This is a genomic window from Castellaniella sp. (assembly GCF_049651205.1).
In the GTDB taxonomy this organism is placed as follows: domain Bacteria; phylum Pseudomonadota; class Gammaproteobacteria; order Burkholderiales; family Burkholderiaceae_B; genus Castellaniella.
Map to the genome: position 1 here is coordinate 74,252 of NZ_JBASBR010000013.1, position 22,772 is coordinate 97,023.

General features: G+C 58.7%; 20 protein-coding genes, 1 tRNA gene and 1 riboswitch. Of the genes, 11 read left to right on the forward strand and 10 right to left on the reverse strand.

Annotated elements, in window-relative coordinates:
* Nucleotides 1-143: 143 nt before the first annotated feature.
* From WA928_RS09500 to metX, 3 genes are all read right to left on the reverse strand, one after another.
* The gene (locus WA928_RS09500) at nt 144-1,391 is read right to left on the reverse strand and encodes a muropeptide transporter (RefSeq protein WP_417275785.1); all 1,248 of its coding nucleotides are present in this window, start codon (nt 1,389-1,391) and stop codon (nt 144-146) included.
* Nucleotides 1,388-2,050 carry a methionine biosynthesis protein MetW gene (metW, locus tag WA928_RS09505; RefSeq protein WP_417275784.1) on the reverse strand — a complete coding sequence of 221 codons (663 nt, stop codon included), beginning with the start codon at nt 2,048-2,050 and terminating at the stop codon, nt 1,388-1,390. The genes WA928_RS09500 and metW overlap by 4 nt, the downstream gene beginning before the upstream one ends.
* A complete protein-coding gene (gene metX, locus WA928_RS09510; protein ID WP_424302697.1) occupies nt 2,047-3,297 on the reverse strand; it encodes a homoserine O-succinyltransferase MetX in 1,251 nt (416 codons plus the stop codon). The genes metW and metX overlap by 4 nt, the downstream gene beginning before the upstream one ends.
* A riboswitch (SAM riboswitch) is annotated at nt 3,287-3,365 on the reverse strand. (Overlaps the previous gene by 11 nt.)
* A 300-nt stretch (nt 3,366-3,665) precedes the next feature.
* Here metX and WA928_RS09515 point away from each other — a divergent pair.
* The gene (locus WA928_RS09515) at nt 3,666-3,893 is read left to right on the forward strand and encodes a LuxR C-terminal-related transcriptional regulator (RefSeq protein ID WP_417275782.1); all 228 of its coding nucleotides are present in this window, start codon (nt 3,666-3,668) and stop codon (nt 3,891-3,893) included.
* Nucleotides 3,894-3,990: 97 nt separating this feature from the next.
* The gene (gene gshA / locus WA928_RS09520; protein ID WP_424302701.1) at nt 3,991-5,556 is read left to right on the forward strand and encodes a glutamate--cysteine ligase; all 1,566 of its coding nucleotides are present in this window, start codon (nt 3,991-3,993) and stop codon (nt 5,554-5,556) included.
* A 76-nt stretch (nt 5,557-5,632) separates the two neighbouring features.
* On the opposite strand, the gene WA928_RS09525 is transcribed toward gshA, so the two are convergent.
* On the reverse strand, nt 5,633-6,646 hold the full coding sequence (locus tag WA928_RS09525) for a zinc-binding alcohol dehydrogenase family protein (RefSeq protein WP_424302704.1): 1,014 nt from the start codon (nt 6,644-6,646) through the stop codon (nt 5,633-5,635).
* Between the two features lie 535 nt (nt 6,647-7,181).
* Here WA928_RS09525 and WA928_RS09530 point away from each other — a divergent pair.
* Both WA928_RS09530 and WA928_RS09535 read left to right on the forward strand, forming a co-directional pair.
* Nucleotides 7,182-7,424 (forward strand): XRE family transcriptional regulator, encoded by a 243-nt coding sequence (locus WA928_RS09530; protein ID WP_424302707.1) that lies wholly within the window; start codon nt 7,182-7,184, stop codon nt 7,422-7,424.
* A 3-nt stretch (nt 7,425-7,427) separates the two neighbouring features.
* Nucleotides 7,428-8,771 carry a type II toxin-antitoxin system HipA family toxin gene (locus WA928_RS09535; RefSeq protein WP_424302710.1) on the forward strand — a complete coding sequence of 448 codons (1,344 nt, stop codon included), beginning with the start codon at nt 7,428-7,430 and terminating at the stop codon, nt 8,769-8,771.
* 9 nt (nt 8,772-8,780) lie between these two features.
* Here WA928_RS09535 and WA928_RS09540 read toward each other — a convergent pair.
* Nucleotides 8,781-8,855: transfer RNA gene (locus WA928_RS09540), tRNA-Arg, on the reverse strand.
* A gap of 200 nt (nt 8,856-9,055) precedes the next feature.
* Between WA928_RS09540 and WA928_RS09545 the strand changes: the two genes are divergently transcribed.
* The 4 genes from WA928_RS09545 (at nt 9,056) to WA928_RS09560 (ending at nt 12,231) form a co-directional block, all read left to right on the forward strand.
* Nucleotides 9,056-10,006: a c-type cytochrome gene (locus WA928_RS09545; RefSeq protein ID WP_424302713.1), complete on the forward strand. Its 951-nt coding sequence runs from the start codon at nt 9,056-9,058 to the stop codon at nt 10,004-10,006.
* Nucleotides 10,007-10,158: 152 nt separating this feature from the next.
* On the forward strand, nt 10,159-11,136 hold the full coding sequence (locus WA928_RS09550; RefSeq protein ID WP_424302716.1) for an NAD(P)H-dependent flavin oxidoreductase: 978 nt from the start codon (nt 10,159-10,161) through the stop codon (nt 11,134-11,136).
* Nucleotides 11,127-11,864: an enoyl-CoA hydratase/isomerase family protein gene (locus WA928_RS09555; protein WP_424302881.1), complete on the forward strand. Its 738-nt coding sequence runs from the start codon at nt 11,127-11,129 to the stop codon at nt 11,862-11,864. Before WA928_RS09550 ends, WA928_RS09555 begins: the two co-directional genes overlap by 10 nt.
* 139 nt (nt 11,865-12,003) lie before the next feature.
* Nucleotides 12,004-12,231: a hypothetical protein gene (locus tag WA928_RS09560; RefSeq protein ID WP_424302718.1), complete on the forward strand. Its 228-nt coding sequence runs from the start codon at nt 12,004-12,006 to the stop codon at nt 12,229-12,231.
* A gap of 71 nt (nt 12,232-12,302) precedes the next feature.
* Here the strand turns inward: WA928_RS09560 and WA928_RS09565 are convergent, their stop codons facing one another.
* The gene (locus tag WA928_RS09565) at nt 12,303-14,465 is read right to left on the reverse strand and encodes a UvrD-helicase domain-containing protein (protein ID WP_424302720.1); all 2,163 of its coding nucleotides are present in this window, start codon (nt 14,463-14,465) and stop codon (nt 12,303-12,305) included.
* Between the two features lie 3 nt (nt 14,466-14,468).
* Nucleotides 14,469-16,532, reverse strand: coding sequence for a primosomal protein N' (locus tag WA928_RS09570; RefSeq protein ID WP_424302723.1), 2,064 nt, complete (start codon nt 16,530-16,532; stop codon nt 14,469-14,471).
* Between WA928_RS09570 and WA928_RS09575 the strand changes: the two genes are divergently transcribed.
* Complete coding sequence (locus tag WA928_RS09575) at nt 16,531-16,710, forward strand: hypothetical protein (protein WP_424302726.1); 180 nt, start codon at nt 16,531-16,533, stop codon at nt 16,708-16,710. The two genes, WA928_RS09570 and WA928_RS09575, sit on opposite strands and share 2 nt — an antisense overlap.
* Before the next feature lie 235 nt (nt 16,711-16,945).
* Here the strand turns inward: WA928_RS09575 and hemE are convergent, their stop codons facing one another.
* Nucleotides 16,946-18,013 (reverse strand): uroporphyrinogen decarboxylase, encoded by a 1,068-nt coding sequence (hemE, locus tag WA928_RS09580; protein WP_350382687.1) that lies wholly within the window; start codon nt 18,011-18,013, stop codon nt 16,946-16,948.
* A 1-nt stretch (nt 18,014) separates the two neighbouring features.
* Nucleotides 18,015-18,860, reverse strand: a complete 846-nt coding sequence (locus WA928_RS09585) for a helix-turn-helix domain-containing protein (protein ID WP_424302730.1) — start codon at nt 18,858-18,860, stop codon at nt 18,015-18,017.
* A 328-nt stretch (nt 18,861-19,188) separates the two neighbouring features.
* Between WA928_RS09585 and WA928_RS09590 the strand changes: the two genes are divergently transcribed.
* Complete coding sequence (locus WA928_RS09590; RefSeq protein ID WP_424302733.1) at nt 19,189-20,511, forward strand: alanine/glycine:cation symporter family protein; 1,323 nt, start codon at nt 19,189-19,191, stop codon at nt 20,509-20,511.
* On the opposite strand, the gene pgi is transcribed toward WA928_RS09590, so the two are convergent.
* Nucleotides 20,476-22,059, reverse strand: coding sequence for a glucose-6-phosphate isomerase (pgi, locus tag WA928_RS09595; protein ID WP_424302736.1), 1,584 nt, complete (start codon nt 22,057-22,059; stop codon nt 20,476-20,478). The genes WA928_RS09590 and pgi overlap by 36 nt on opposite strands.
* Nucleotides 22,060-22,312: 253 nt before the next feature.
* Here pgi and WA928_RS09600 point away from each other — a divergent pair, with 253 nt between their 5' ends.
* Nucleotides 22,313-22,660 carry a DUF2294 domain-containing protein gene (locus WA928_RS09600; protein WP_424302739.1) on the forward strand — a complete coding sequence of 116 codons (348 nt, stop codon included), beginning with the start codon at nt 22,313-22,315 and terminating at the stop codon, nt 22,658-22,660.
* The last annotated feature ends 112 nt before the right edge of the window (nt 22,661-22,772 follow it).

The window sequence follows — 22,772 nt, forward strand, 5'->3', positions numbered from 1 at the left end:
CGCGCATCATCTAAAAAAAGGGAAACGGCACAGCTTAAATAAATCTGAAACTTCTATCTATCGACAAAACCGACATCATCAGTGCTGAACAGCAATGCCCATCCTTTTGCAGCCATATCGCCGACGCAATTGGTATTACACCCCTAAGCGGGCTGTTGCTCGTCAAGGCGCATGATCAGGCCGCGCATGCGCCACAACAAAGCCAGGCCGGGCAAGGCAATAGCGATAGTGATAACAAAAAACCCGGGCCAGCCCAAATGCTTGACCAGTACCGGTGTAAGCGGCCCGGCCAGATAAATGCGCCCCACCGCAGACAGCGCTGACAACAACGCAAACTGGGTAGCCGAAAACTGCTGCTGACACAGAGCCATCAACAAGGCCACAAACGCAGCGGTACCCAGCCCACCACACAGGTTTTCAATGGCCACCACCGCAGCCATCGAATACAGATGCGGCGGCGTGACCGCCAACACCCAATAGCCAAAGTTGGACACTGCCTGCAAGGCACCAAACAGCATCAGCGCCCGATAAAGCCCCAGGCGCGTCATCAGGCCGCCCCCCGCCAGTGCACCGATGATGGTGGCCACCAGCCCAAAGACTTTGTTCACCATTCCCACTTCGGTGACATCAAAACCGGCACCGCGAATCAGGAAGGTTGTGGATAACGCGCCGGCAAAGGCATCCCCCAACTTGTACAGCACAATCAGCAACAGTATCGTCCAGGCCCCCGAGCGCCCGAAAAACTCGCGCAAGGGTTCCACCACCGCCAGTTGCAGGCTTCTGGGCGCCTGGGTGACACGCTCGGGCTCGGGCGCCCAGAGGGTTGCCAGTGAGGAGATGGCCATCAGCACACCCATCACCATATAGGTGCGTCCCCACCCCAGCCACTGATCAGCCATGATCAGGGCCAGGCCACCGGACACCACCATCGCCAGCCGATACCCCATTACTTTCAATGCTGCGCCAGCCGCACGCTCGTCCGTGCGCAGAACATCCGTGCTGTAGGCATCAAAAGCGATATCCTGGGTGGCAGATAAAAACGCCACCCATACCGCCAGCAACGCCAGAACTTCCAGTTGCGACCCGGGGGTAAAAAAACCCATGGCAGCAATCGATGCAGCCAGCAACCACTGCGTAAGAAACACCCAGCCACGCCGCCGCCCCAGCCAGGGTGGCGCATAGCGATCCACCAGTGGCGCCCAAAGAAATTTCAAGGTGTAGGCTGTACCGGCAAGCGTAAGGAAACCAATACTTTGCAGGGACACCTGCTCTACCGTGGCCCAGGCCTGCAGGGTGCCCGACGTCAGCGCCAGGGGCAAGCCACTGGCAAACCCCAGAACCAGCAAGGGTGCGACCCGCCGCTGGCCATATACACGCCAGCCTTTCGTCATCCCTGCCTGCCCATGGGCGACTCAAACCGATAAACGGCCAGTGTGCTGCGCCAGCTGCGCAGCCAGTGGATCTCCGCCTCTCCCCGGAAGGCGGCCAAATCCGTAATACGCAAGCCCAGTTGTGCAGCCAGCTGCTGGAAGTCGCGCAACGTGCACAAATGGATATTGGGTGTGTTGTACCACTGGTATGGCATCTGGTCGTTGACCGGCATGCGCCCGCGCAGAATCGACCAGCCGTGCGGCCAGTATCCAAAATTGGGAAACGACACAATGCCATAGCGGGCCACTCGGGCCATTTCGTGCAGGATGTGTTCTGTGTGATGCATCGACTGCAGTGTTTGCGACAACACCACCGTATCAAACTGCTGATCGTCAAACAGCGCCAGGCCTTCTTCGAGGTTTTGCTGGATCACCCGCACCCCGCGCCGTACCGCTGCAATTACTTGCAAATCGTCGATTTCAACCCCGGCGCCCTTTACCTGCCGGGTATTTTGCAGATACTCAAGCAGATGCCCGTCGGCACAACCCAGATCCAGCACCCGGCTGCCAGGCGCGATCCAGGAGGCAATGCGCAGCAGATCGATGCGCGGTGCACCGCTTTGAGAAACGGCTGCAGGCCGATTGTTGTGTGGGTCTGCCTGAACCACAGCTGATTTCATGCCAAAACCCCGGTGGTTTCACATCTTTCGCCCAAACCCAGGCGCTGTGCGATTTGGTCATAGTAGCCCTGGACAATCGCGTGATAACGCACGTCTCCGAGCAAAAAGGCATCATGACCATGCGGTGCGTCGATCTCGGCGTAGGTGACTTCACGTTGGTTTTTGAGCAAGGCCCGCACCATCTCGCGGGAGTGCTCTGGGGCGAAACGCCAATCGGTGGTAAACGATACCAGCAAAAAACGCGCCTGCGCAGGCGCCAATGCCTTGGCGAGATCGCCTCCATAAGCCCGTGCCGGATCAAAATAATCCAGGGCCCGGGTAAGCAGCAAATAGGTATTGGCATCAAAATATCGCGAGAATTTCTCGCCCTGATGCCGCAGATAGGATTCGACCTCGAACTCGACATCGTAGTTATAGCGATAATCGCCATCTGGCCCCGGCGCCCGCTGGGATCGGCCAAACTTCGAGGCCATGACTTCGTCAGACTGGTAAGTGATATGCCCCACCATCCGCGCCACAGACAGGCCATTTAGCGGCACCACCCCCTGAGCCGCGTAGTCGCCCTGCCTGAAATCGGGATCCGTCAGGATGGCGCGACGCGCCACCTCGTTGAAGGCAATGTTCTGTGCGGTAAGGCCGGCCGTACTGGCCACCACCACGCAGTCTCCCACACGATCCGGGCAGGTAATGGCCCAGCTTAAGGCCTGCATCCCACCCAGGGATCCGCCCATCACGGCTGCAAAGCGCTCAATCCCGAAGTAATCGGCCACCCGTACCTGCGCATGCACCCAGTCTTCGACAGTCAGCAGCGGAAACGATGCGCCCCAAGCCTGGCCGGTGGCTGGATTGATGGTGGTAGGGCCTGTGGAACCAAAGCACGAACCCAGATTATTGACGCCAATGACAAAAAACCGGTTGGTGTCCACCGCCTTGCCGGGGCCCACCATGTTATCCCACCACCCCGTCTGGTGAGGCGGCGCGGCGTCGATCCCGGCCACATGATGCGAGGCATTAAGCGCATGGCATACCAGTACCGCATTGCTGCGTTGCGCATTGAGCTGCCCGTAGGTTTCTACCGCCAAGGTATACGAGGGCAGCACTTGGCCACTGGCCAGTATGAGGGGCTCGTTGAAGGTTAGAAATTGGGGAGACACATAACCGACGCTGCCTGTGGGCACAGGAGGCTGGCCGGGTTGGGGTGCGGACGCCGTGCCTACGGAATCAGCGGAAAGGGCAATGATGGTCATCGGGACCTCTTTAGCTGGATTTATGGGGCGCCCGCAAGCGGATCAGGCAAATCGGCGCCAAGACAGGTTTTATTCTAGCACCACGCACGCCCGTGCTTAAGCCCCGTCCCATCGCAATATCGCACCCCCTGAAAAAGGGTTCATTTTTGGGTATCAGGGCAGCCTATTGCGTCCCGGCCAACGCTTTCCGACAGGCGGCATGTCAGCCATCTCGGGCGCCTCGAAAATTTATTTGGCGTCCATTTGATCTAGCGCAGAAAAACGCGACAAAAACGACAAAAGAAGACGTTGAATATTTGCAATGACATGATACATTTTCTCACGTTTAAACAAACAGAGCGCGGATTGCGCCATATAACGGAGAGACCATGAGAAAGTCGTCGTTACCCAAGTTGTCTGAGCGAGAGAGGCAGTGCCTGTATTGGGCGTCACACGGAAAAACCAGCCAGGAAATGGGCAGCATTCTTGGCATTTCCGCACGCACGGCAAACTTCCACCTCACCAATGTCTGTGGCAAGCTCGGGGTGCGCTCGCGCCAGGCCGCCATTGCGTTGGGGCTACGCCGAAAACTGTTCTCGTATGATCGCCTGGACTGAATCCGCCAGTATCGATTTGGCACCCGGGCCGGTGTTATCGCCGGCCCACAAGACAGTCTAAAATTAGCTTATTCAGACTAACTCGGTACCCTTTATCATGACCCAGGCCTCCCAACGACGCAGCCTTTTGTCTGCGCACCCCGAGCTGTTGCTTGGCATTCGCCGCGGCATCGAGAAAGAAGGCCTGCGGGTTGACGGCGAAGGGACTCTGGCGAAAACGCCCCATCCGGTGGCACTGGGCGCCGCACTTACCCACCCCCACATCACTACCGATTACTCAGAATCCTTGCTCGAGCTGGTTACCAGTCCCTTGCCTTCAACCGAAGAGTTGGTCGGGCAACTCAGAGACATCCATACGTTTGTGGCCTTGCGCAACCCTAACGAGGCCATCTGGAATCAATCCATGCCCTGTCATCTGCCGGCAGAAGCAGACATCCCGGTGGCATGGTATGGCACATCCAACACCGGCATGCTCAAGCATGTATACCGGCAAGGCCTTGCCTGGCGGTATGGCAAGGTAATGCAATGTATTGCGGGCGTGCACTACAACTTTTCGTTGCCCGAAGCCGCCTGGGACTTCCTCACTACGGGCGACACAGCCCAGGCACGCCGCAACACCGGCTATATGGGCCTGATCCGCAACTTCATGCGTCATTCGTGGTTGCTGATGTACCTGTTTGGCGCATCACCAGCCATGTCGCGCAGCTTTTTACAGCGCACCGGGCTCGAGTCCCATCTCTCCAAACTCAGCCCGGATACCTATTGCCTTCCCTGGGCCACCAGCCTGCGCATGAGCGATCTAGGCTACAAAAACCCCAGCCAGTCAGAACTGCATCTTTGCTACAACGATCTGGATACTTTTACCGCACGCATCCACACGGCTGTCACCACGCCCTGGCCCGCCTACGAAGCCATCGGCACGCACCGCGACGGCCAGCGCATCCAGCTCAATACCAATATCCTGCAGATCGAAAACGAGTACTACGCCACCATTCGACCCAAGCAAACGGCGGGGCGCTGCGAACGCCCCAATACGATCCTGCACCAGCGGGGCATCCAGTACATCGAAGTGCGCTGTATGGATATTGACCCCTGGGAGCCAGCCGGAATCGCCGAAGACACCTGCCGGTTTCTGGACGCCTTTCTGCTGTTCTGTGCACTGGAAGACAGCCCGATGTTTCCCGCCCCCGGTACTTGCCAGGAAAGCCAGGGCAATTTTGCAACGGTGGCCCGCGAAGGCCGGCGGCCCGGCCTGCAACTCAGCCGAGAGGGCCAAAGCATTGCCTTGTCCGACTGGGCAGCCGAAACCCTGGCTCGCATCGCACCCTACGCAGCATTGCTGGACGAACAAACCACCCGTACAGCACATCAGGCATCGATACAGGCGCAATTGGCGAAAGTCAAAGATGTCTCTCTCACCCCTTCTGCCCGCCTGCTGACGGCCTTGCAAGACAGCGGCCAAGAGTTTCATCAATGGACACTGGCGCAAAGCCAGGCACACTGGGCCGCTTTGCAGGCCAGAGGGCTGTCTGCCCAAACCCTGGCCCAATACGATAAAGCAGCACAAGACTCTTTGGCCGAGCAGGCAGAACTCGAAGCGGCACCTGCAGAAAGCTTCGAAAACTATGTCGTGCGGTTTCACGCCGCGCTGTTGGCTGCCTAAGCTTAAAAATCAAAGAGCAACACCTGCGTCAATGTCTGGCGCGGGTATTGGTCTGTCCGGGCGATGGGGCAGCAGTTCAGGGCTTGGCAACCACAACTTTTCCGATCATGTTGCCCGCCTCGACCAGCGTATGCGCCCGGATCAGACTCGCTGCATTGATGCCGTCGATACGCTGGGTCAAGGTGTGCTTGAGATCCCCCCGATCAACCAGTTCTGCCACGCGGCGCAACAAGGCATGTTGCCGGCCAATGGTGTCGGTGGTGAACATGGCGCGCGTGAACATGAGCTCCCAGTGAATCGAAATGGATTTTCCTTTGAAGGGCTGGATATCCAGATTTGTTGGATCATCAATCAGGGCAAATTTCCCCTCGGGACGCAGCACAGCCGCGATTTGCGGCACATACGTTGCGCTTTCATTCAACCCCACCACATGAGTGACATGCTCGAACCCAAGCGCGGCCAATTGGGGCGCCCAGGGTTCGCGGTGGTTGATGACATGATGAGCACCATGCGCCAGCACCCAGTCGCGGGACTCCGTCCGGGACGCCGTGCCGATGATGGTCGCGCCCGTCAATACCCTCGCCAGTTGGGTCAGGACAGAGCCGACCCCCCCTGCCGCACCGACAACCAGCAAGACATTGTTATCGACGGGATCGGCGGCATGGATACGTAACCGGTCGAACAGCAGCTCCCAGGCGGTAATGGCCGTCAGCGGCAATGAGGCGGCCTGCGCGAAATCCAGCGATGTCGGCATCGGCCCGACAATGCGTTCATCCACGGCCTGTAGTTCACTGTTGCTGCCCGGCCGCGTGATGTCCCCCGCATACCAGACATGGTCGCCAGGTTTGAAACGCGTTGCGAGCAGGCCGGTTGCACGGACAATGCCAGAGGCGTCCCAGCCCAGGATGCGCACGCCCTCAGGCGGGACGTCTCCACCCCGCCGCACTTTCGTATCAACCGGATTGACAGAGACGGCTTTGACTTCGACCAGCAGATCATGGTCACGCAGCTCAGGCGTTGGCAGGTCGATATCCTGCAACGCCTGAGGATGGTTGATGGGACGGTTTTGATGAAATCCGATGGCTTTCAATGGAACAACTCCTTCAATGGTTGAAATCTGGCTCTCAGCCGGAGGGAACTCGACTTTGGAGAGGCAAGGATTTCATGATAATTTTCCAGAATTCATAGATAAACCACAGGAAAGCCAAAATACTTTCTGGAAATCGACGAAAATGATCCGGCTTGATGGCGTTCAGATTTTGTCCACACAGCAGACGCGGGAAATAGCCGGAAGACTGATGGAATTGTTTTCGCACGCACATCGTGAGCCTGCACCCTTGCGTCTGATCTGCACCCACCGCTCACACCCTCGATCAACGCAATAAGCGTTTCTGAGGAAACGTTGCACTGCATTATCGGCTGACAGCTAATCCGGAGTATGGTTGCATGCAGGATCTGCTCCACCCAGTGTCCAGACTCATACATATATGGCGCGTCCGACAGGAATCGAACCTGTATCACGACACCCGTGCAGCACTGCCAGCTGCAATATCGAAAATATCGATACTTGCACAATATCGGTAAGATCGATACCATACAAGTATCGGTTATGGCGATAAACAATCATGTCCAAGCTTTCAACCAGCACTCAGCTAGGCATCATACTCACCTCGCGGCGCAAGGCGCTGGGCCTGACCCAGATCCAGGTCGCAACCAGCCTGGGAATCAGCCAGAACCGGTTCTCCGAGCTTGAGGGCCGGCCCGCGCAATTAACGATCGACCGACTGCTTGCGCTATCCGGTATCCTGGGGCTCGAGCTTGTCATCCAGGAACAACCCAAAGACGCATCCCGCGATAACGAGTGGTAAAGCATGGCCAGGTCATCCTCTACGCAAAGCCTGGCACTGTGGGCCAATGGCATACGGGTCGGGTACTGGCGGATCTCCCGCAAAGGCGAGGACGAGGTGCAGTACGACCCTGACTGGGTCGCCTCACCACAAGGCCGTGCCCTATCCTTGTCACTGCCCTTCACTATCGGCAATCAGCCACTGTGCGGCGCCGCCGTACACAGTTATTTTGACAATCTGCTGCCTGACAGTGATGCCATCCGACATCGCCTATCCACCCGCTTCCGGACCCTGAATACAGACGCTTTCAACCTTCTGGCGGCCATAGGGCGCGACTGCGTGGGCGCCATCCAGCTTTTGCCGAACGATGAGGTTCCGCAGGAACCCAACCTCAACCAAGCCCAGCCACTGAGTGACCACGAGATTGCGAATGTTCTTCGTGCGACATCCTCCCTGCCCGCGGCACTGGGGCAGCATGATGCACTGGATCAGGACTTCCGGATTTCAATTGCAGGCGCCCAAGAGAAAACTGCGCTGACGCTGCGCGACGGCCTGTGGTGCAAACCGATCGGTTCTACACCCACCACGCATATTTTTAAGTTACCACTAGGGCTGGTTGGAGGACGCCAAGCCGACATGAGCACATCCGTGGAGAACGAATGGCTCTGCACCCGTATTCTCAAGCACTTTGGCTTGCCAAGGGCACACTGCTCGATGGCTCACTTTGAAGACCAGAAGACGCTGATTGTGGAGCGCTTTGATCGCCGCTTGTCTGACCGTGGATACTGGCTACGACTACCGCAGGAAGATTTTTGCCAGGCCACGGGAACACCGCCCGGCGCCAAATACGAGGCCGATGGTGGCCCAGGTTGGGTGGAGATTGCCCGCCTCCTGCAGCAATCCGAATCCAGAAGGCAAGATTTGCGTACCTTGCTGATGGCACAACTACTCTTTTGGTTAATGGCCGCCACAGATGGCCACGCCAAGAATTTTTCCATTTTCCTGCTGCCTGGCGGGCGCTATCAGCTGACACCTCTTTACGATGTGCTCTCTGCCTGGCCGGTTACTGGCACCGGGCCCAATAAACTGGATCACCACCGCTTGAAGCTGGCAATGGCAACAAGAGGCAAGCATGCACATTACCGTTGGCAAGACATCCAGCGCCGTCACTTCAATCATACGGCGCACTTATGCGGCTGGGGCGCCAACATGGAAGATCTCATTACCGACGCGCTGGATCGCCTGCCAGGGGTGCTTGCTCAGGTACAAAACGACATACCCGATGGATTTCCCGGGCAGGTTTTCGAATCGATCAGAACAGGGATGGAGGATAGTGCAAAACGGCTGAGCCGAATGCCAAAAAATTAATTACAACACTGGCGCGCCCGACAGGAATCGAACCTGTATCAGAAGCTTCGGAAACTCCTATTCTATCCATTGAACTACAGGCGCACGAATGGCCCACACAAGGGCCAAAAACAGCCGCGTACCATTGCGATACGCGGCTGCATATTGTAGCGGGTTTATCCTATCCCTGCAGTGTTGCAGGCCTGTCGTTATAATCGATGGTTGAGGCCTGTAATACAAGACTGTCGGCAAACTATTGCCGGCGCCGGGCCAATGGCCGCATTCCATTATCCCAGGAACCCATCATGAGTCTCCCAGAACACGCCGAACACGGGCATGGTCACGAAAGTGCCATCAAAACACCAAAGCAACTGCTGATCACTGTCGTGTTGGCTTTTCTGATCCCGATTTCGGTGATCATCCTGCTGGTCAACCTCGTTGGCTCCAGCATCCGTACTGGTTACGGTTCTGACACCCAAACCGAAGAATCCATCGCCAAGCGCATTCAGCCGGTGGCGGGGTTCAAACTGGTAGACGCCAACGCACCCAAGGTTTTCAAAACCGGCGAAGAAGTCTTCAAGTCCACCTGTTCAGCCTGTCACAGCACCGGCGTTGCCGGGGCGCCAAAATTTGGCGACAAAGACTCCTGGGCGCCGTTCATCAAGCAAGGGTTTGACGACCTCGTCAAAAATGCGATCCACGGGATTGGCGGCATGCCTCCCAAAGGCGGTAACTCCTCGCTTGACGACTTCGAAGTGGCGCGCGCCGTAGCCTACATGACCAACCACTCCGGTGCCGATTTCCCCGAGCCCAAAGAGCCCGCGAGCGATAAGGCTGACGCCAAACCCACAGCCGCTGCCAGCACGGCTGCACCTTCGGTTGCTGCAGCTGCTACCAAAGCGCCTGCTGCAGCCGACACAAAGGCTGAAGCCAAGCCCGAAGAAGCCGCTGCTGCCAAGACCGACGCCAAAGCGGATAGCCAGCCAGCCGCCAAAACCGCTGATGCCTCTGCCGGCAATACCGTCGGCGAGAAGCTCTACAAATCTGTCTGCATCACCTGCCACTCTGTGGGTGTCGCAGGTGCCCCAAAATTTGGCGACAAAGAATCCTGGGCGCCGTTTGTCAAAACCGGGCTGGATACCATGCTTAAAAAGGCCATCTCGGGTGTCGGTGCCATGCCTCCGCGTGGTGGCTCACAAGCCACCGATGAAGAGCTCAAGGCAGCCATCCAATATATGGTTGACGCAGCCAAGTAAGCACGCGATGGCCATCTGGCCGTCCTGCAGCAAAACCCTCGCGGCACATTGGCGCGAGGGTTTTTTATTGTTTGCTAGTATCGGGATTACCCGAATGATTCAAACGATCGTTTGAATTAGAATAGGTGGCTTAGCCCGTCGGAGACTCATCCATGCCTCACCCTCTTGTGACATCCCTGCACCAAACCATGACCTTGCCGGTGATGGCCGCACCCATGTTCATCATCTCCAACCCGCAGCTTGTGATCGCCCAGTGCGCCAGCGGGATTATCGGCTCGATGCCCGCTCTGAACGCCCGCCCGCAAGAGACACTGGATACATGGCTCACCGAGATCGAAGACGGGCTGGCCGCACTGCGCGAAGCCCACCCCAATCGTCCAGTACCACCCTACGCCATCAACCATATCATTCATCAGTCCAATGATCGTCTTCAGGCGGATCTGGAAACATGCGCCCGTCATCAGGTGCCTCTCATCATCACCAGCTTGCGGGCACCCAATCAGGTGGTAGACGCCGTACACCAGTGGGGCGGCAAGGTTTTTCATGATGTCACCACGCTTCGCCATGCCCGCAAGGCCATTGACGCGGGCGTGGATGGCCTGATCCTGGTGTGCGCCGGCTCGGGGGGCCATGCAGGCACCTTGTCACCTTTTGCGCTGCTAGGAGAGATCCGGCAGATCTTTGACGGGCCAATCTGTCTGTCTGGTGCAATCAGCCGTGGCCAGGATGTTCTGGCCGCACGCGCCATGGGCGCAGATTTTGCCTACATGGGCACCCGATTCATCGCCAGCACAGAGGCGCATGCCCAGCAGGAATATAAACAGATGATCGTCGACACTGCAGCCGCCGACATCGTCTATACCCCCTACTTTACCGGCATCCCCGGCAACTACCTCAAGCCTTGCGTGCATCAGATTGGCCTGGATCCAGACAATCTCCCCGCCGCCCAGGACACTCACTTTGGCAGCGACAACAAAAAGGCCTGGCGGGATATCTGGGGCGCGGGCCAAGGGGTAGGCAATATCAACAGCATCTTGCCCACCGCCGAGATCGTCGCTCAATTGCGCCAAGAGTACGACCGGGCAGCGCGTACGTTGCAAGACCATTTCTCCCGGGAGACCTGCGCATGATCCGCACCCAGCAAAACGGCCCGATCCTGGAAATCCTGATTGACCGTCCCGAGCGCCGCAATGCGCTCACCGACGCAATGTACCGGGAGATCGACCAGGCACTAAAGGCAGCCAACGCCAACCCCGAGTGCACGGCGGTGATCCTGCACGGTGCCGGCGGCCACTTTACTGCCGGTAACGATTTATCCGAGTTTCAGATGCCGCAAAATAGCCGCGATGTGGGCTCCATCGCCTTTTTGCACACACTGGCCGACATCGACGTGCCCGTGATTGCGTCTGTGCAAGGGCAGGCGGTGGGTGTCGGGGTTACGCTGCTGGCACACTGCGATTTTGTGTATGCCGATCAAACCGCCGTCTTCAGGCTGCCATTTGTGTCGCTTGGGCTCTGCCCGGAAGGTGCTTCCAGCTATCTGCTGCCACGCTTGGCGGGCCCAAGGCTTGCCGCCCAATGGCTGCTGCATGCTCAGCCATTTGACGCCGCGCAAGCCCTGGAAGGGCACCTGATCCACAGCATCGAAGACGACCCCTTGGCGACAGCACGGGCTTGCGCCAAAGGCCTGGCCGCACAACCTTCGGCGGCACTACGCGCCAGCAAGCGGCTGCTGAAAGCCAATGACAGGCCGGCCGTGCACCAGGTACTGGATGCCGAGGCAGCGGTGTTTTTCGAGCGGCTGAAATCCCCAGAGGCCCAAGCGGCATTTCAACAATTCTTTACCCGCAAGGGATAAGGCATGCTTTGTTTTTTCACCACAGATCTCACAAAAGGCCTCATCAAACAGAAGATTAGGGTTTACCCCTAGCTTTTATTTAGGGTTTACCCTATACTGACTCTATCGAAATCTGAAGCTTCTGAAGCAGGAGTCAGTTATGAGCCATACCTACACCCCAAACCTGTTGTCTGATTCTCTAGAGCGCGCTTATCTGCACGCAAGCCTGGACGAGTCAAAGCCGCTGTCCTTGCAAAAGGGCGTGCGCAAAGTTGGTCGTCTGCTGGTCCGCGGCACCAAAGCATTTGGCCGGGGAGTGGTGGTGGCGATTAACGCCCATGCCGAAGCGCGCGCCCGCAACATGCTGTATAACCGCGCACCCTGGTAAAAAAGTATCCGTTTGACGGACAGATCTTCCGCGAAGGCAGTACCCACAGCCGCTTAAGAAAGCGGCTGTTTTTATGGGCGCTTCAGTAAGTTCTTGAGGCGATCCAGTGCGCGGTCCGGATCCAGGCCCGTCTCTGCAGGCAATCCTGCCATCTGGGCCTCCAGGCCCATCTCGGCGATAAACCGGGAGGGTTCACACACGGTATCCTCACGGCCGCGACGTCGTTTGCGGCACCAACTGAGCTGCAGGGTGCGTTGCGCACGCGTAATGCCCACATACATCAGGCGCCGCTCTTCCTGGATGCGGCGTAACCGGGCAGCCATGGCCGCTTCGCTGACATCGCCTTCGTCGTCACCCCCTCGGTGGGGCAGCAGGCCTTCTTCCACCCCGATCAAATAGACATGGGGAAACTCCAGCCCCTTGGACGCATGCAGGGTGGAGAGTTTGACAGCGTCGGGCTCTTCGTTGTCTGAACGCTCCAGCATGGTTACCAGCGCCACGTGCTGCACGAGCTCGAGCAGCGTAAGTTCATCCTCATCGGCCTTGCGCTTGAGCCAGGACAGGAGTTCGAGGACGTTGGTCCAGCGGGCCAGCGCCTGACGCTCATCCAGGATGTCATACAGATGGCGTTCGTAGCCCATGGCGGCCAGCAGGTCTTCCAGCACCCGGCCGGCATTGTCGGTGATCAAGCCATCTACGCCGGCAGCTGCTGCCTGGCCGTCTGGTTCGCGGATCAAGCCCTCTGCCAGCGAACCCCCTGCGGGAGCTGGATCGGGCTCAAACGCCAGATCTGCTTGCGTGGATGCCCCCGGCATCACCGGCACCGCCCCACCCCGGCGCGCCGCACGCGCCTGAAAATACTGGATCAGACGGACAAAGGATTGCACGGCCTCGCGTTGCCGCGCAGTGGGCAGAAGCGCCTCAGTTACCTCGGCAGCGACTGCAAACAGGGAAACACCCCGCCGCGCCGCCTCGGCCCCCAAGGCCTGAAGGGTGTTTTGGCCAATACCGCGCTTGGGCGTGGTGGCAGCCCGAATGAACGCGGGATCTTCGTCATCATTGGCAATCAACCGCAACCACGCCAGCACGTCACGGATTTCAGCCTTATCGAAAAAGCTTTGCCCGCCAGACACGGTATACGGGATCCGCAAAGTGCGCAGCGCCTGCTCGAATACCCGGGCCTGATGGTTGCCACGGTACAGCACGGCAAAGTCTTTCCATTGGGCCTGGCGCTCGAAGCGCGCCGCGGATAACCGCATGGCAATGGATTCTGCCTCGACAAGATCTGTGTCCATGGCGGTCACGCCGATGGCATCTCCCACGCCCAGATCCGACCACAGGGTTTTATCGAAGGTTTTTGGATTATGGCTGATGACCTGGTTGGCAGCCTGCAGGATGCGCTGCACAGAGCGATAGTTTTGCTCGAGCTTGACGACCTTGAGGCGGGGATAGTCGCGCTCGAGCTGAGCGAGGTTTTCGACGGTTGCACCGCGCCAGGCGTAAATCGCCTGATCGTCGTCTCCCACCGCTGTAAATTGGGCCCGATCACCGCACAACAGGCGCACCAACTGATACTGGCAGGTATTGGTGTCCTGGTATTCGTCTACCAGCAAATACTGCACACGCGATTGCCAGCGCTGCCTGACGGCCTCATCTGTTTGCAGCAAGTGGGCAGGCAGGCGGATCAGGTCGTCAAAATCCAGCGACTGATATGCGCGCAGGGTGGCTTCATAGCTTCTGTAGATACGCACGGCCTCGGCATCATCCGCCGTCTGGGCCTGTTTGGCGGCCGCATCGGGGCCCAGCTGTGCGTTTTTCCAGAGAGAAATGGTTTGCTGCACTGCACGCAGACGCGCGCGATCGGTACTGGCCAGGAGCTCCTGGATAATTCCCAGCGCATCCGTGGCATCCAGGATGGAGAACCCGCGTTTCAGCCCCAGCGCGGCATATTCCTCGCGCAGAAACTTCAAACCCAGCGAGTGAAATGTCCCGACTGTCAGACCTCGCAGCAGACGAGGGTTGGCGAGCGTCCGGACACGCTCGCTCATTTCGCGCGCGGCCTTGTTGGTAAAGGTAAGCGCCACAATATGGCGGCCCTGATAGCCACATTCCTGAAGCAAATAAGCCATCTTGCGGGTGATGACCCGCGTCTTGCCGCTGCCCGCGCCGGCCAGCACCAGACAGGGGCCATCCAGATAGTGCACGGCTTCTTGCTGACGGGCATTGAGGTCCATGGGTCAGATTTCCTGTGGGTCGATCTCGACGGCCCAGCGCACGGGCCAGCCCTGTGCCAGGGCATCCAGTTGCGGCAAGAGTGCCTGCAACACACCATGCAAGGCACCTCGACGCGGCGACTCGATCAGCAATTGCGCTCTTTCGATGCGGGCCACACGCACCACGCGCAGAGGCACTGCATCATACAGTTGCACGCCAGTGCCCTCGGTGAGGGGTTGCGCCCAAGCACGGACTGCACGTAAAAACGCCAGAGCGTCCGCCAGCTGGGTGGCCTGCGCGGTAATGAGTGCCTGACAGGAAAAGGGCGGCAGGCCGAGGTCTTCACGCTCTGCCAGCATTGCGGTGGCAAAGCCGTTGTAATCATGGCGACACAAGGCTTGATAAACGGTTTGCTCGGGGTAGTCGGTTTGCACCAGTACCTGCGCCCCACCAGCCCGGCGCCCAGCCCGGCCGGCCACCTGCATCAATTGTGCAAACAGGCGCTCGGGGGCCCGGAAATCCTGGGCAAACAGCATGGCGTCGGCGTTAAGCACGCCCACCAAACCCAGGCCGGCAAAGTCGTGGCCCTTGGCCACCATCTGGGTGCCCACCAAAATATCGGCTTGCCCGGCATGAACCTGCGCAAACAGCGCTTGCGCACTGCCCTTGCGCCGGGTTGCATCCGCGTCGATACGGATAATGCGCGCTGCAGGAAAACGCTCGGCCAGGAATTCTTCGACCCTTTGAGTGCCCCGCCCCATCGGCTGCAGGTCTTGGTCGCCGCAGTCGGGGCAGGCACGAGGCACCGGATGAGCTTCGCCACAATGGTGGCATTGCAGCAAGGCCCGGCCGCCCGACACCCGATGCAGCACCGTGTGCGCTGTGCAGCGCGTGCACTGGCTTACCCAGCCACACGACAAACACCGCAATACGGGCGCATAACCCCGGCGATTAAGGAATACCAGGCTTTGCTCGCCGCGCTCGAGGCGGGCCTCCAGGGCCTGCAGCAGCTGTGGCGTAAACCCCTGCTCGAGTTGTGCCCGACGCGTATCGACCAGCACAATTTCTGGCAAGGCCTGGGCCTGCACGCGGTCAGGCAGGCTGACCAGCAGGTAATCGTGTGCCTGGGCACGCCGCCAGGTTTCCAGCGAGGGTGTGGCAGACCCCAACACCACGGGGATTTTCTGGTCGTGCCCACGCCAGATGGCGAGGTCACGTGCCGAGTATCGCAGGCCATCTTGCTGCTTGTACGAAGCATCGTGCTCTTCGTCCACCACAATCAGGCCCAAACGGGGCATTGGTGTCATCAAGGCAAGCCGGGTACCCAGCAACAGGGTGGCTTCGCCCCTTAGCACGCGCAACCATGCACGCAGACGCTCGCCATCGGACAAGCGGCTGTGCAATACCGCCAGCTCCTGGGGCTGCTGGCAAAGCCGTTGTCGCACGATGTGCTCGAACTGGGGGGTGAGGTTGATCTCTGGCACCAGGATCATGACCTGGCGGCCAGCGTCGAGGACGCGCTTGGCCAAACGCAGATAGAGCTCGGTTTTGCCACTACCGGTGACACCGTGCAGCAAGGCAACCCCTTGCCCACGGTCAAGCAGCCCATCCAGGGTGTCCAGGGCCTGTTGTTGCTGCACCGTGAGAGAGGGCACCACCATCGGGGCCTCGGCGGGATCCACCGGTGCACGCGAAAGCCCAGGCCGGCGGTCTGCGCGGCTGACGGGCCCACCGGCAGAACGCGCACCGGTATAAGCCGCCGGCCTGCGCAGCGGCGGCGGCAAGGCCGGCAGCATCACTTCGCCCAAGGGGCGGTGGTAATACCGGGCAGCAAACGCAGCCAACTGCCGCCAGTCTTCCGGCAAGGGAGGCAAATCATCCAGCACGGCCTCGATGGCACGGACACGATCTTCTGCCACCTGGGGGTGTTCGCGTGTCTCCCAGACAATCCCCACCATTTTGCGCCGGCCAAACGTAACCAGCACCCGCGTGCCGGCTGCCACAGGCACCTCATGCCGATAATCAAACAGGCCGGGCAGAGGGACATCCAGGGCAACGGCAAGGTACACCGATGAGGCCACTGTCATGGTTTTATCCTCTTTGGCAACAGCCGCATGGGGCGCTATCGAGGCGGCCAAGGGACTCACCGACCAGACAGCATCCACGGCCAAGCCTGTGGATAACTTTGTGGAGAAAGAGAAAATAAAGGTGCCAACACCAGTTCCAAAAGAACGTCAAGACCTGTCAAAACAACAGTACTTTTAGATAATTGTTTATTAATCAACAGGTTAAGAATTAATCCAAGATTTGTTCAAGAATCTTGGGTGTTTTCCCTGAGCATCTGAAAATTGTGCATAAGCACAAAAGTCAAGCCCTTGAACAGGGGCAGCAAAATCAAGTGCTTAGAGGCAAGGCCTGATACGTGGGTAAGCAGATCAGGGCCTTGCTATCGGAAAACTGTCCGCTGCCGCCAGGGGATCAGGTGAGGCAGCGAAGGATGTCAGGCATGATAGGCCCTGCTGGCCGAATGCACTTCGTCGACCAGCGATACCACAGCATCGGGCGACGTAAACTGGGAAATCCCGTGGCCCAGATTAAAGACATGGCCACCTTTGCCCACCTGGCCAAAATCAGCCAACACACGACGGACTTCGGTGCGGATGGCTGCATCGCCACCAAACAGCGCCATGGGATCGAGGTTACCTTGCAGGGCTACTTGATCATTGACAGCCAGGCGCGCAGCGGACAGCCGGGCTGTCCAGTCGAGGCCCACGGCATCGCAGCCCGAGGCAGCAATATCCCGCACCCACTGACCGCCCCCCTTGGTAAAGACAATGGCAGGAATACGCTGCCCCTCGTGTTCTCGAATCAGGCCGTCCAGCACTTGCTGGGTGTAGCGCAGCGAGAACTGCTGGAACATGCCGTCGGCCAATACCCCACCCCAGCTGTCAAAGACCATGACGGCCTGCGCACCTGCACGGATCTGTGCGTTGAGATATGCCTGCACCGACTGCGCGTTGATATCGAGAATATGGTGCAGGAGATCGGGACGTTGATACAGCAACGTCTTGATCTGGCGGTAATCGGTGCTGCCCTGACCCTCAACCATATAGCAGGCCAGTGTCCAGGGGCTGCCGGAAAAGCCGATCAGGGGCACGCTGCCGTCGAGCTCGCGACGCACCAGCGACACCGCGTCGAAGACGTATTGCAGGCGGCCCATGTCGGGCACCTGCAGGGCTGTAATGGCCTGCTCGTCGCGCAGCGGGCGCTCGAAGTGCGGGCCTTCTCCGGCCACAAACTGCAGGCCCAGGCCCATGGCGTCGGGCACCGTGAGAATATCGGAAAACAGGATTGCAGCATCCAGATCAAAGCGGCGCAAGGGCTGCAGGGAGACTTCGCAGGCGTATTCAGGATTTTGCGCCAAACCCAGAAACGACCCTGCCCTGGCGCGCGTTTGGTTGTACTCGGGAAGATAGCGGCCTGCCTGACGCATCATCCAGATTGGCGTGTAAGGAACAGGCTGGCGCAGCAGCGCGCGTAAAAACGTATCGTTTTTCAAAGGGGTCACGTCAGATATCCTGTGGGCGATCGCGTACACCACGCGAATAAGGTTCAACAAGCGGATGACCTTGGATTTTACCCGCCCCACTGCGTGTGATGTCTTCGAACTCGGCACGATAGGGTGTGGGGTCGATGCCGTGCTTGCGCATCAGTGCCCAAAAAGCCCGCCGGTGCTTTTGTGCCATGCGGGCGGCCAGCGTAATATTGCCGCCGTGGCGCCCAAGCGCCGCACAGATATAGGCTTTCTCAAACCGGGCAACCACCTGGCCTTTGGCTTCGCGAAAGGACTCTCGGGAAGTAGCCCGCTGCATTGCCAGCGCCACAGCATAGGCTTCGAGTTCTTCGCCGGAACGCTCGAGAATCGACTCGCAGAGATCAGCCTCGGTGGGGCTTTGACAAGCCAGTGCCATCTTGCCTGTGGCACTGCCATATAGGGGATTGGGCTCTGCCACGTGAGCAGGAGCCAGACGGCACAATACGCTTTCTAATCGCGCACGGAGCTCTTCGGGGCAAAATGGCGGGCGGATGAAATCGGACACTCCCAGGCCGATGAGATCGTGTACCGCCTGGGCTTTAAGACCAACGGCATACACCAGCAACACCGCAGGCAGACGGCCGGCCCGGGCAGCCAGGGCGGTACGCCACATCGGCAACGAGGCCTCGTCGGCGTACAGCACCCCGGCATCGTAGCGCCCACGCATCAGGGCCGGATCATCCAGCAGGGTATCCACGGCCAGATGCTCTTTGGGCAGGGCGTGCACCTGCAGCCGCCCGTTGAGGTGAACCCCTGCCAGCGCAGAGACCCAGGGCTCTTGCCCGGAAGCAAGCAGTGCGCAATCCAATCTTTCTCGCATGACAGGTCTCCTGTGTGGGCAGGTGTCGACCAGGCCAGGAATGCGGCCACTGACACCTGTGTCAAGCAGGGGAGCACCCCCGGAAAGAGCAGAATAGACAGATCTTCTGGAAGCGAATAGTCGCAAAACTACGCTAGTGATAACCCTAGGTAATAGGTAAATTGAACCCGTTTTGGTGCTTATTGCTAGGTTTATAAGGTTTTTTAGTGTTTTCTACCTAAATGACAGTGATAGCATTGCCGGCATTCTACTTATACAGCGGGAGACGCATTTGGACACCCTGAATTCTATTGTCAACCAAATCAATGGCTTAGTCTGGGGCCCCCCCATGCTGGTGTTGATCCTGGGCACGGGCTTCTTTCTGATGGTCTTGCTGCGGTTCATGCCGTTGCGCCGTATTGGCACCGGTTTTGCCATGATCTGGCGCGGTCGTCACCGCGGCGATGCCTCCACCGGTGAGATCAGCCCCTTCGAAGCCCTGATGACTTGCCTTGCAGCCACCGTGGGCACGGGTAACATCGCCGGCGTAGCGACAGCCATTGCCATGGGCGGCCCCGGCGCATTGTTCTGGATGTGGTGCACCGCACTGGTAGGGATGGCGACCAAATACGCCGAAGTCGTGGTGGCCGTGCACTTCCGTGAGAAAGACGAACGCGGCGAGCACTCCGGTGGCCCTATGTATGCCATCAAAAATGGCCTGGGTCGCAAGTGGCTCTGGCTGGGTGTCGCCTTCGCCATATTTGGCGGCTTCGCAGGCTTTGGCATCGGCAATATGGTGCAGGTCAACAGCATGGCGCTGGCACTTGAAGCCACCTTTGCCGTACCCACCTGGATCACCGGGGTAGTCACCATGGTGCTGATCGGTCTGGTGATTCTGGGCGGAATCAAGCGTATCGGCGCTGTGGCCGCTTCGCTGGTACCCTTTATGTGCGTGGCTTACGTGCTGGCAGGTCTGGTTGTTCTCGTGATCAACGCCGAGCGCATCCCTGAAGCGCTGGACTTGATCTTCTCGCACGCGTTTTCACCCATTGCCGCAACAGGCGGTTTCGCCGGTGCAGCCGTCATGGCAGCCATCCGCTTCGGGGTGGCCCGCGGTATCTTCTCCAACGAGGCCGGCCTGGGCTCTGCCGGGATTGCGCAGGCAGCGGGTACCACCAATAATGCAGTGGAGTCTGGCCTGATTGGCATGATGGGTACATTCATCGACACCATCATCATCTGCAGCATCACGGGTCTGGCGATTGTCTGCTCTGGTGTCTGGTCCAGCGGAGAAAGCGGCGCCGCATTGTCAGCCAGTGCATTCGAGGTTTCCATGCCCGGCTTCGGCGGCATTATCCTCACTATCGCTCTGGTGATCTTTGCCTTCACAACGATTTTGGGCTGGAGCTACTACGGCGAGAAATGCTGGGAGTTTCTGCTGGGTGCCAAAACCACCCTGCCGTTTCGCCTGATCTGGGTTGTCGCCATCCCCTTTGGCGCCATCACCCAGCTGGATTTCGCCTGGTTGCTAGCCGACACCCTTAACGGCCTGATGGCGCTACCCAACCTGGCATCACTCATCCTGCTTAGCCCAGTGATCGTGAAACTGACGCGTGATTACTTCAAATCCCGCCAATCAGCCACGCAACTGCCGGATCCAGTGACACGTTGAGGCATCATGCCCTGCGACGCTGGCTTCGTCACTTGTTGGCGCCAGGGCCTGCACGATCCCGCGCGCCAGCACCTTGCCGTACTCAACGCCCCACTGGTCAAAGGGATCAATGCCCCAGATGACGCCCTGGGTAAACACTCGATGCTCGTACAGCGCCAGCAAGGCACCCAACGAGTACGGTGACAGGCGCGGCAAGGCAATCAGGTGATTGGGCCGCCCGCCTGGATGGACCCGATGGGGTGCCAGGCGATCGGCATCCTCTTCGCTCAGCCCCTCGGATAAGCATTCGGCCCGCGCCTGAGCCAGGCTTTTGCCGCGCATCAGTGCCTCACGCTGAGCCAGGCAATTGGCCAGCAACTGCCGGTGGTGGGCCGACCAATGATGATCGGCATGCGCACACAGAATGAAGTCGACCGGCGCGCCGTCGCTACCCTGATGCATCCACTGAAAAAATGTGTGCTGCGCGTCTGTGCCCGGCATCCCCCAAACCGCGGGCCCTGTGGGCACACCCACCGGGCGCCCGGCCAGGTCTACCGACTTGCCCAGCGATTCCATATCCAGCTGCTGCACATAAGGCACCAGGTTGGCCAGACGCGAGTCATAGGGCGCAATGTTAAGCGAGCCCTGACCCAGCACGCTGCGATTGACCACACCGGCCAACGCCATGCGTACCGGCACGTTGAACGCGTAGGGCGCCTGCGTGAAATGGCCGTCCATTGCGGCAGCCCCCATGCGTAGGCCTGCCAGCACGTCGGCCCCCACTGCCAGGGCAGTGGTGAGGCTGACCGCTGACCAGATCGAAAAGCGGCCACCCACCCAATCCCAGAGCTTAAAAATATGCCTGTCTGCCACCCCCCAGCTGCGCGCACGCTGCGCCTGTGCCGTGACCGCCACAATATGATTGGCAGGATCCAGGCCCGCAGCCAGCAACCACTCTCGGGCACGTGCACCGTTTTCCAGTGTTTCGGAGGTGGTAAACGACTTGGACACCAGCACAATCAGCGTATCTCGCGGATCGAGGCCCGCCAAGCCGCCCTCAATGGCATGGCCGTCGATATTGGCCACAAAGCGGACATCACGCCAGGTGCCGGCATAGCCAAAGGCGGACACAGCCAGCCGAACCCCCCAGTCCGAGCCGCCAATACCAATATGTACGATATGCCGCCAACGGCGCTCGGCATCGGCCTTGCGCACCCAGGCATCCATGCGCTCGCGCTCGGCCAATACCTCCGGTGGAGCGGCAGGCGCGCGCAGTACCGTATGCCAGGCCGCACGGTTTTCAGTCGCATTAACAATCTCTCCAGCCAACAGCCGCCGGCGCTGCTCCTCAAAGCCACGGGCGCGCAACAAGGCTTCACCCGCCGCATTCAGCTCGGGCGAATGCCGCTGCCCGCTGGCATCCAGGGTGAGGCCGGGGGCCTCAAGAAGGTCCAGACCATCCGCTTGCGATGGGCACGTTTGCGCGGCTACGGCAAAGCGTTTCCACTCGGGCATATCGACCAGGGAACGGGTCGTCGCGGGGTCGTCACGAAGAGAATATTGGGACATGGCGCAAGTATAAAGTGTGCCCCTGGGGATGCACACTTGAGATTCTGCCCCTCGATGTAAAAATCTATGGGTAAACACCACCTCACACGCTGAACTTGTTGAAGTACAAACAAGCTATCTACCCCTGAACAGCGGCTCTGATTCTAGGGTTTCCCTGGGGGTAAACATTCAAACGATATACTGTATACTTAAATTAAGTGCCAATGAATGAATGTCAACAGGTAGCTTCATGGCTCAGGAAAAGTGCAAAACCTTGGGTGAACTAAAGCAGGCATTGACACGCGACTACAACGCCATCAATTCGCGCCTGTTTGCCACCGGGGTTGTCACCCTGAAAATCGACATCGTGGACGAGAAAATCTTCATGTTGGCCGTCCACAAAAGAGTTGTACCGCTACAGATCGTGAGTGAGCAGTCAGCATTGGTAGCCGATATCGCCGACTACTATCTTGTTCGTTTGTTCAAAAGCCAATTCAAGGAGATTCTGACTAAAAATTATCAATTTGAAGTCAGTTCCATCTTTAAAGATTACGATCGGGACGACGAGCTCTCATCAACGCTTGTCTTACTGAAAAAAGAAGTACAGACGTATTTGCATTAAGCACTTGATGCTGTGATGCAATACCCTACGCAGCCCATGCTGGCTGGTTGAAGGTCTTTCAGGTTCCCTGCACAAAATGTGCAGGCATCGGAAAGCGCACGATATCGCCGGC

Excerpts from the sequence above, each read along its gene's own strand:
- WA928_RS09500 (WP_417275785.1), bottom strand. The coding sequence starts at position 1,391 with ATGACGAAAGGCTGGCGTGTATATGGCCAGCGGCGGGTCGCACCCTTG.
- metW (WP_417275784.1), bottom strand. The coding sequence starts at position 2,050 with ATGAAATCAGCTGTGGTTCAGGCAGACCCACACAACAATCGGCCTGCA.
- metX (WP_424302697.1), bottom strand. The coding sequence starts at position 3,297 with ATGACCATCATTGCCCTTTCCGCTGATTCCGTAGGCACGGCGTCCGCA.
- WA928_RS09515 (WP_417275782.1), top strand. The coding sequence starts at position 3,666 with ATGAGAAAGTCGTCGTTACCCAAGTTGTCTGAGCGAGAGAGGCAGTGC.
- gshA (WP_424302701.1), top strand. The coding sequence starts at position 3,991 with ATGACCCAGGCCTCCCAACGACGCAGCCTTTTGTCTGCGCACCCCGAG.
- WA928_RS09530 (WP_424302707.1), top strand. The coding sequence starts at position 7,182 with ATGTCCAAGCTTTCAACCAGCACTCAGCTAGGCATCATACTCACCTCG.
- WA928_RS09535 (WP_424302710.1), top strand. The coding sequence starts at position 7,428 with ATGGCCAGGTCATCCTCTACGCAAAGCCTGGCACTGTGGGCCAATGGC.
- WA928_RS09545 (WP_424302713.1), top strand. The coding sequence starts at position 9,056 with ATGAGTCTCCCAGAACACGCCGAACACGGGCATGGTCACGAAAGTGCC.
- WA928_RS09550 (WP_424302716.1), top strand. The coding sequence starts at position 10,159 with ATGCCTCACCCTCTTGTGACATCCCTGCACCAAACCATGACCTTGCCG.
- WA928_RS09560 (WP_424302718.1), top strand. The coding sequence starts at position 12,004 with ATGAGCCATACCTACACCCCAAACCTGTTGTCTGATTCTCTAGAGCGC.
- WA928_RS09565 (WP_424302720.1), bottom strand. The coding sequence starts at position 14,465 with ATGGACCTCAATGCCCGTCAGCAAGAAGCCGTGCACTATCTGGATGGC.
- WA928_RS09575 (WP_424302726.1), top strand. The coding sequence starts at position 16,531 with ATGGTTTTATCCTCTTTGGCAACAGCCGCATGGGGCGCTATCGAGGCG.
- WA928_RS09570 (WP_424302723.1), bottom strand. The coding sequence starts at position 16,532 with ATGACAGTGGCCTCATCGGTGTACCTTGCCGTTGCCCTGGATGTCCCT.
- WA928_RS09585 (WP_424302730.1), bottom strand. The coding sequence starts at position 18,860 with ATGCGAGAAAGATTGGATTGCGCACTGCTTGCTTCCGGGCAAGAGCCC.
- WA928_RS09590 (WP_424302733.1), top strand. The coding sequence starts at position 19,189 with ATGCTGGTGTTGATCCTGGGCACGGGCTTCTTTCTGATGGTCTTGCTG.
- pgi (WP_424302736.1), bottom strand. The coding sequence starts at position 22,059 with ATGTCCCAATATTCTCTTCGTGACGACCCCGCGACGACCCGTTCCCTG.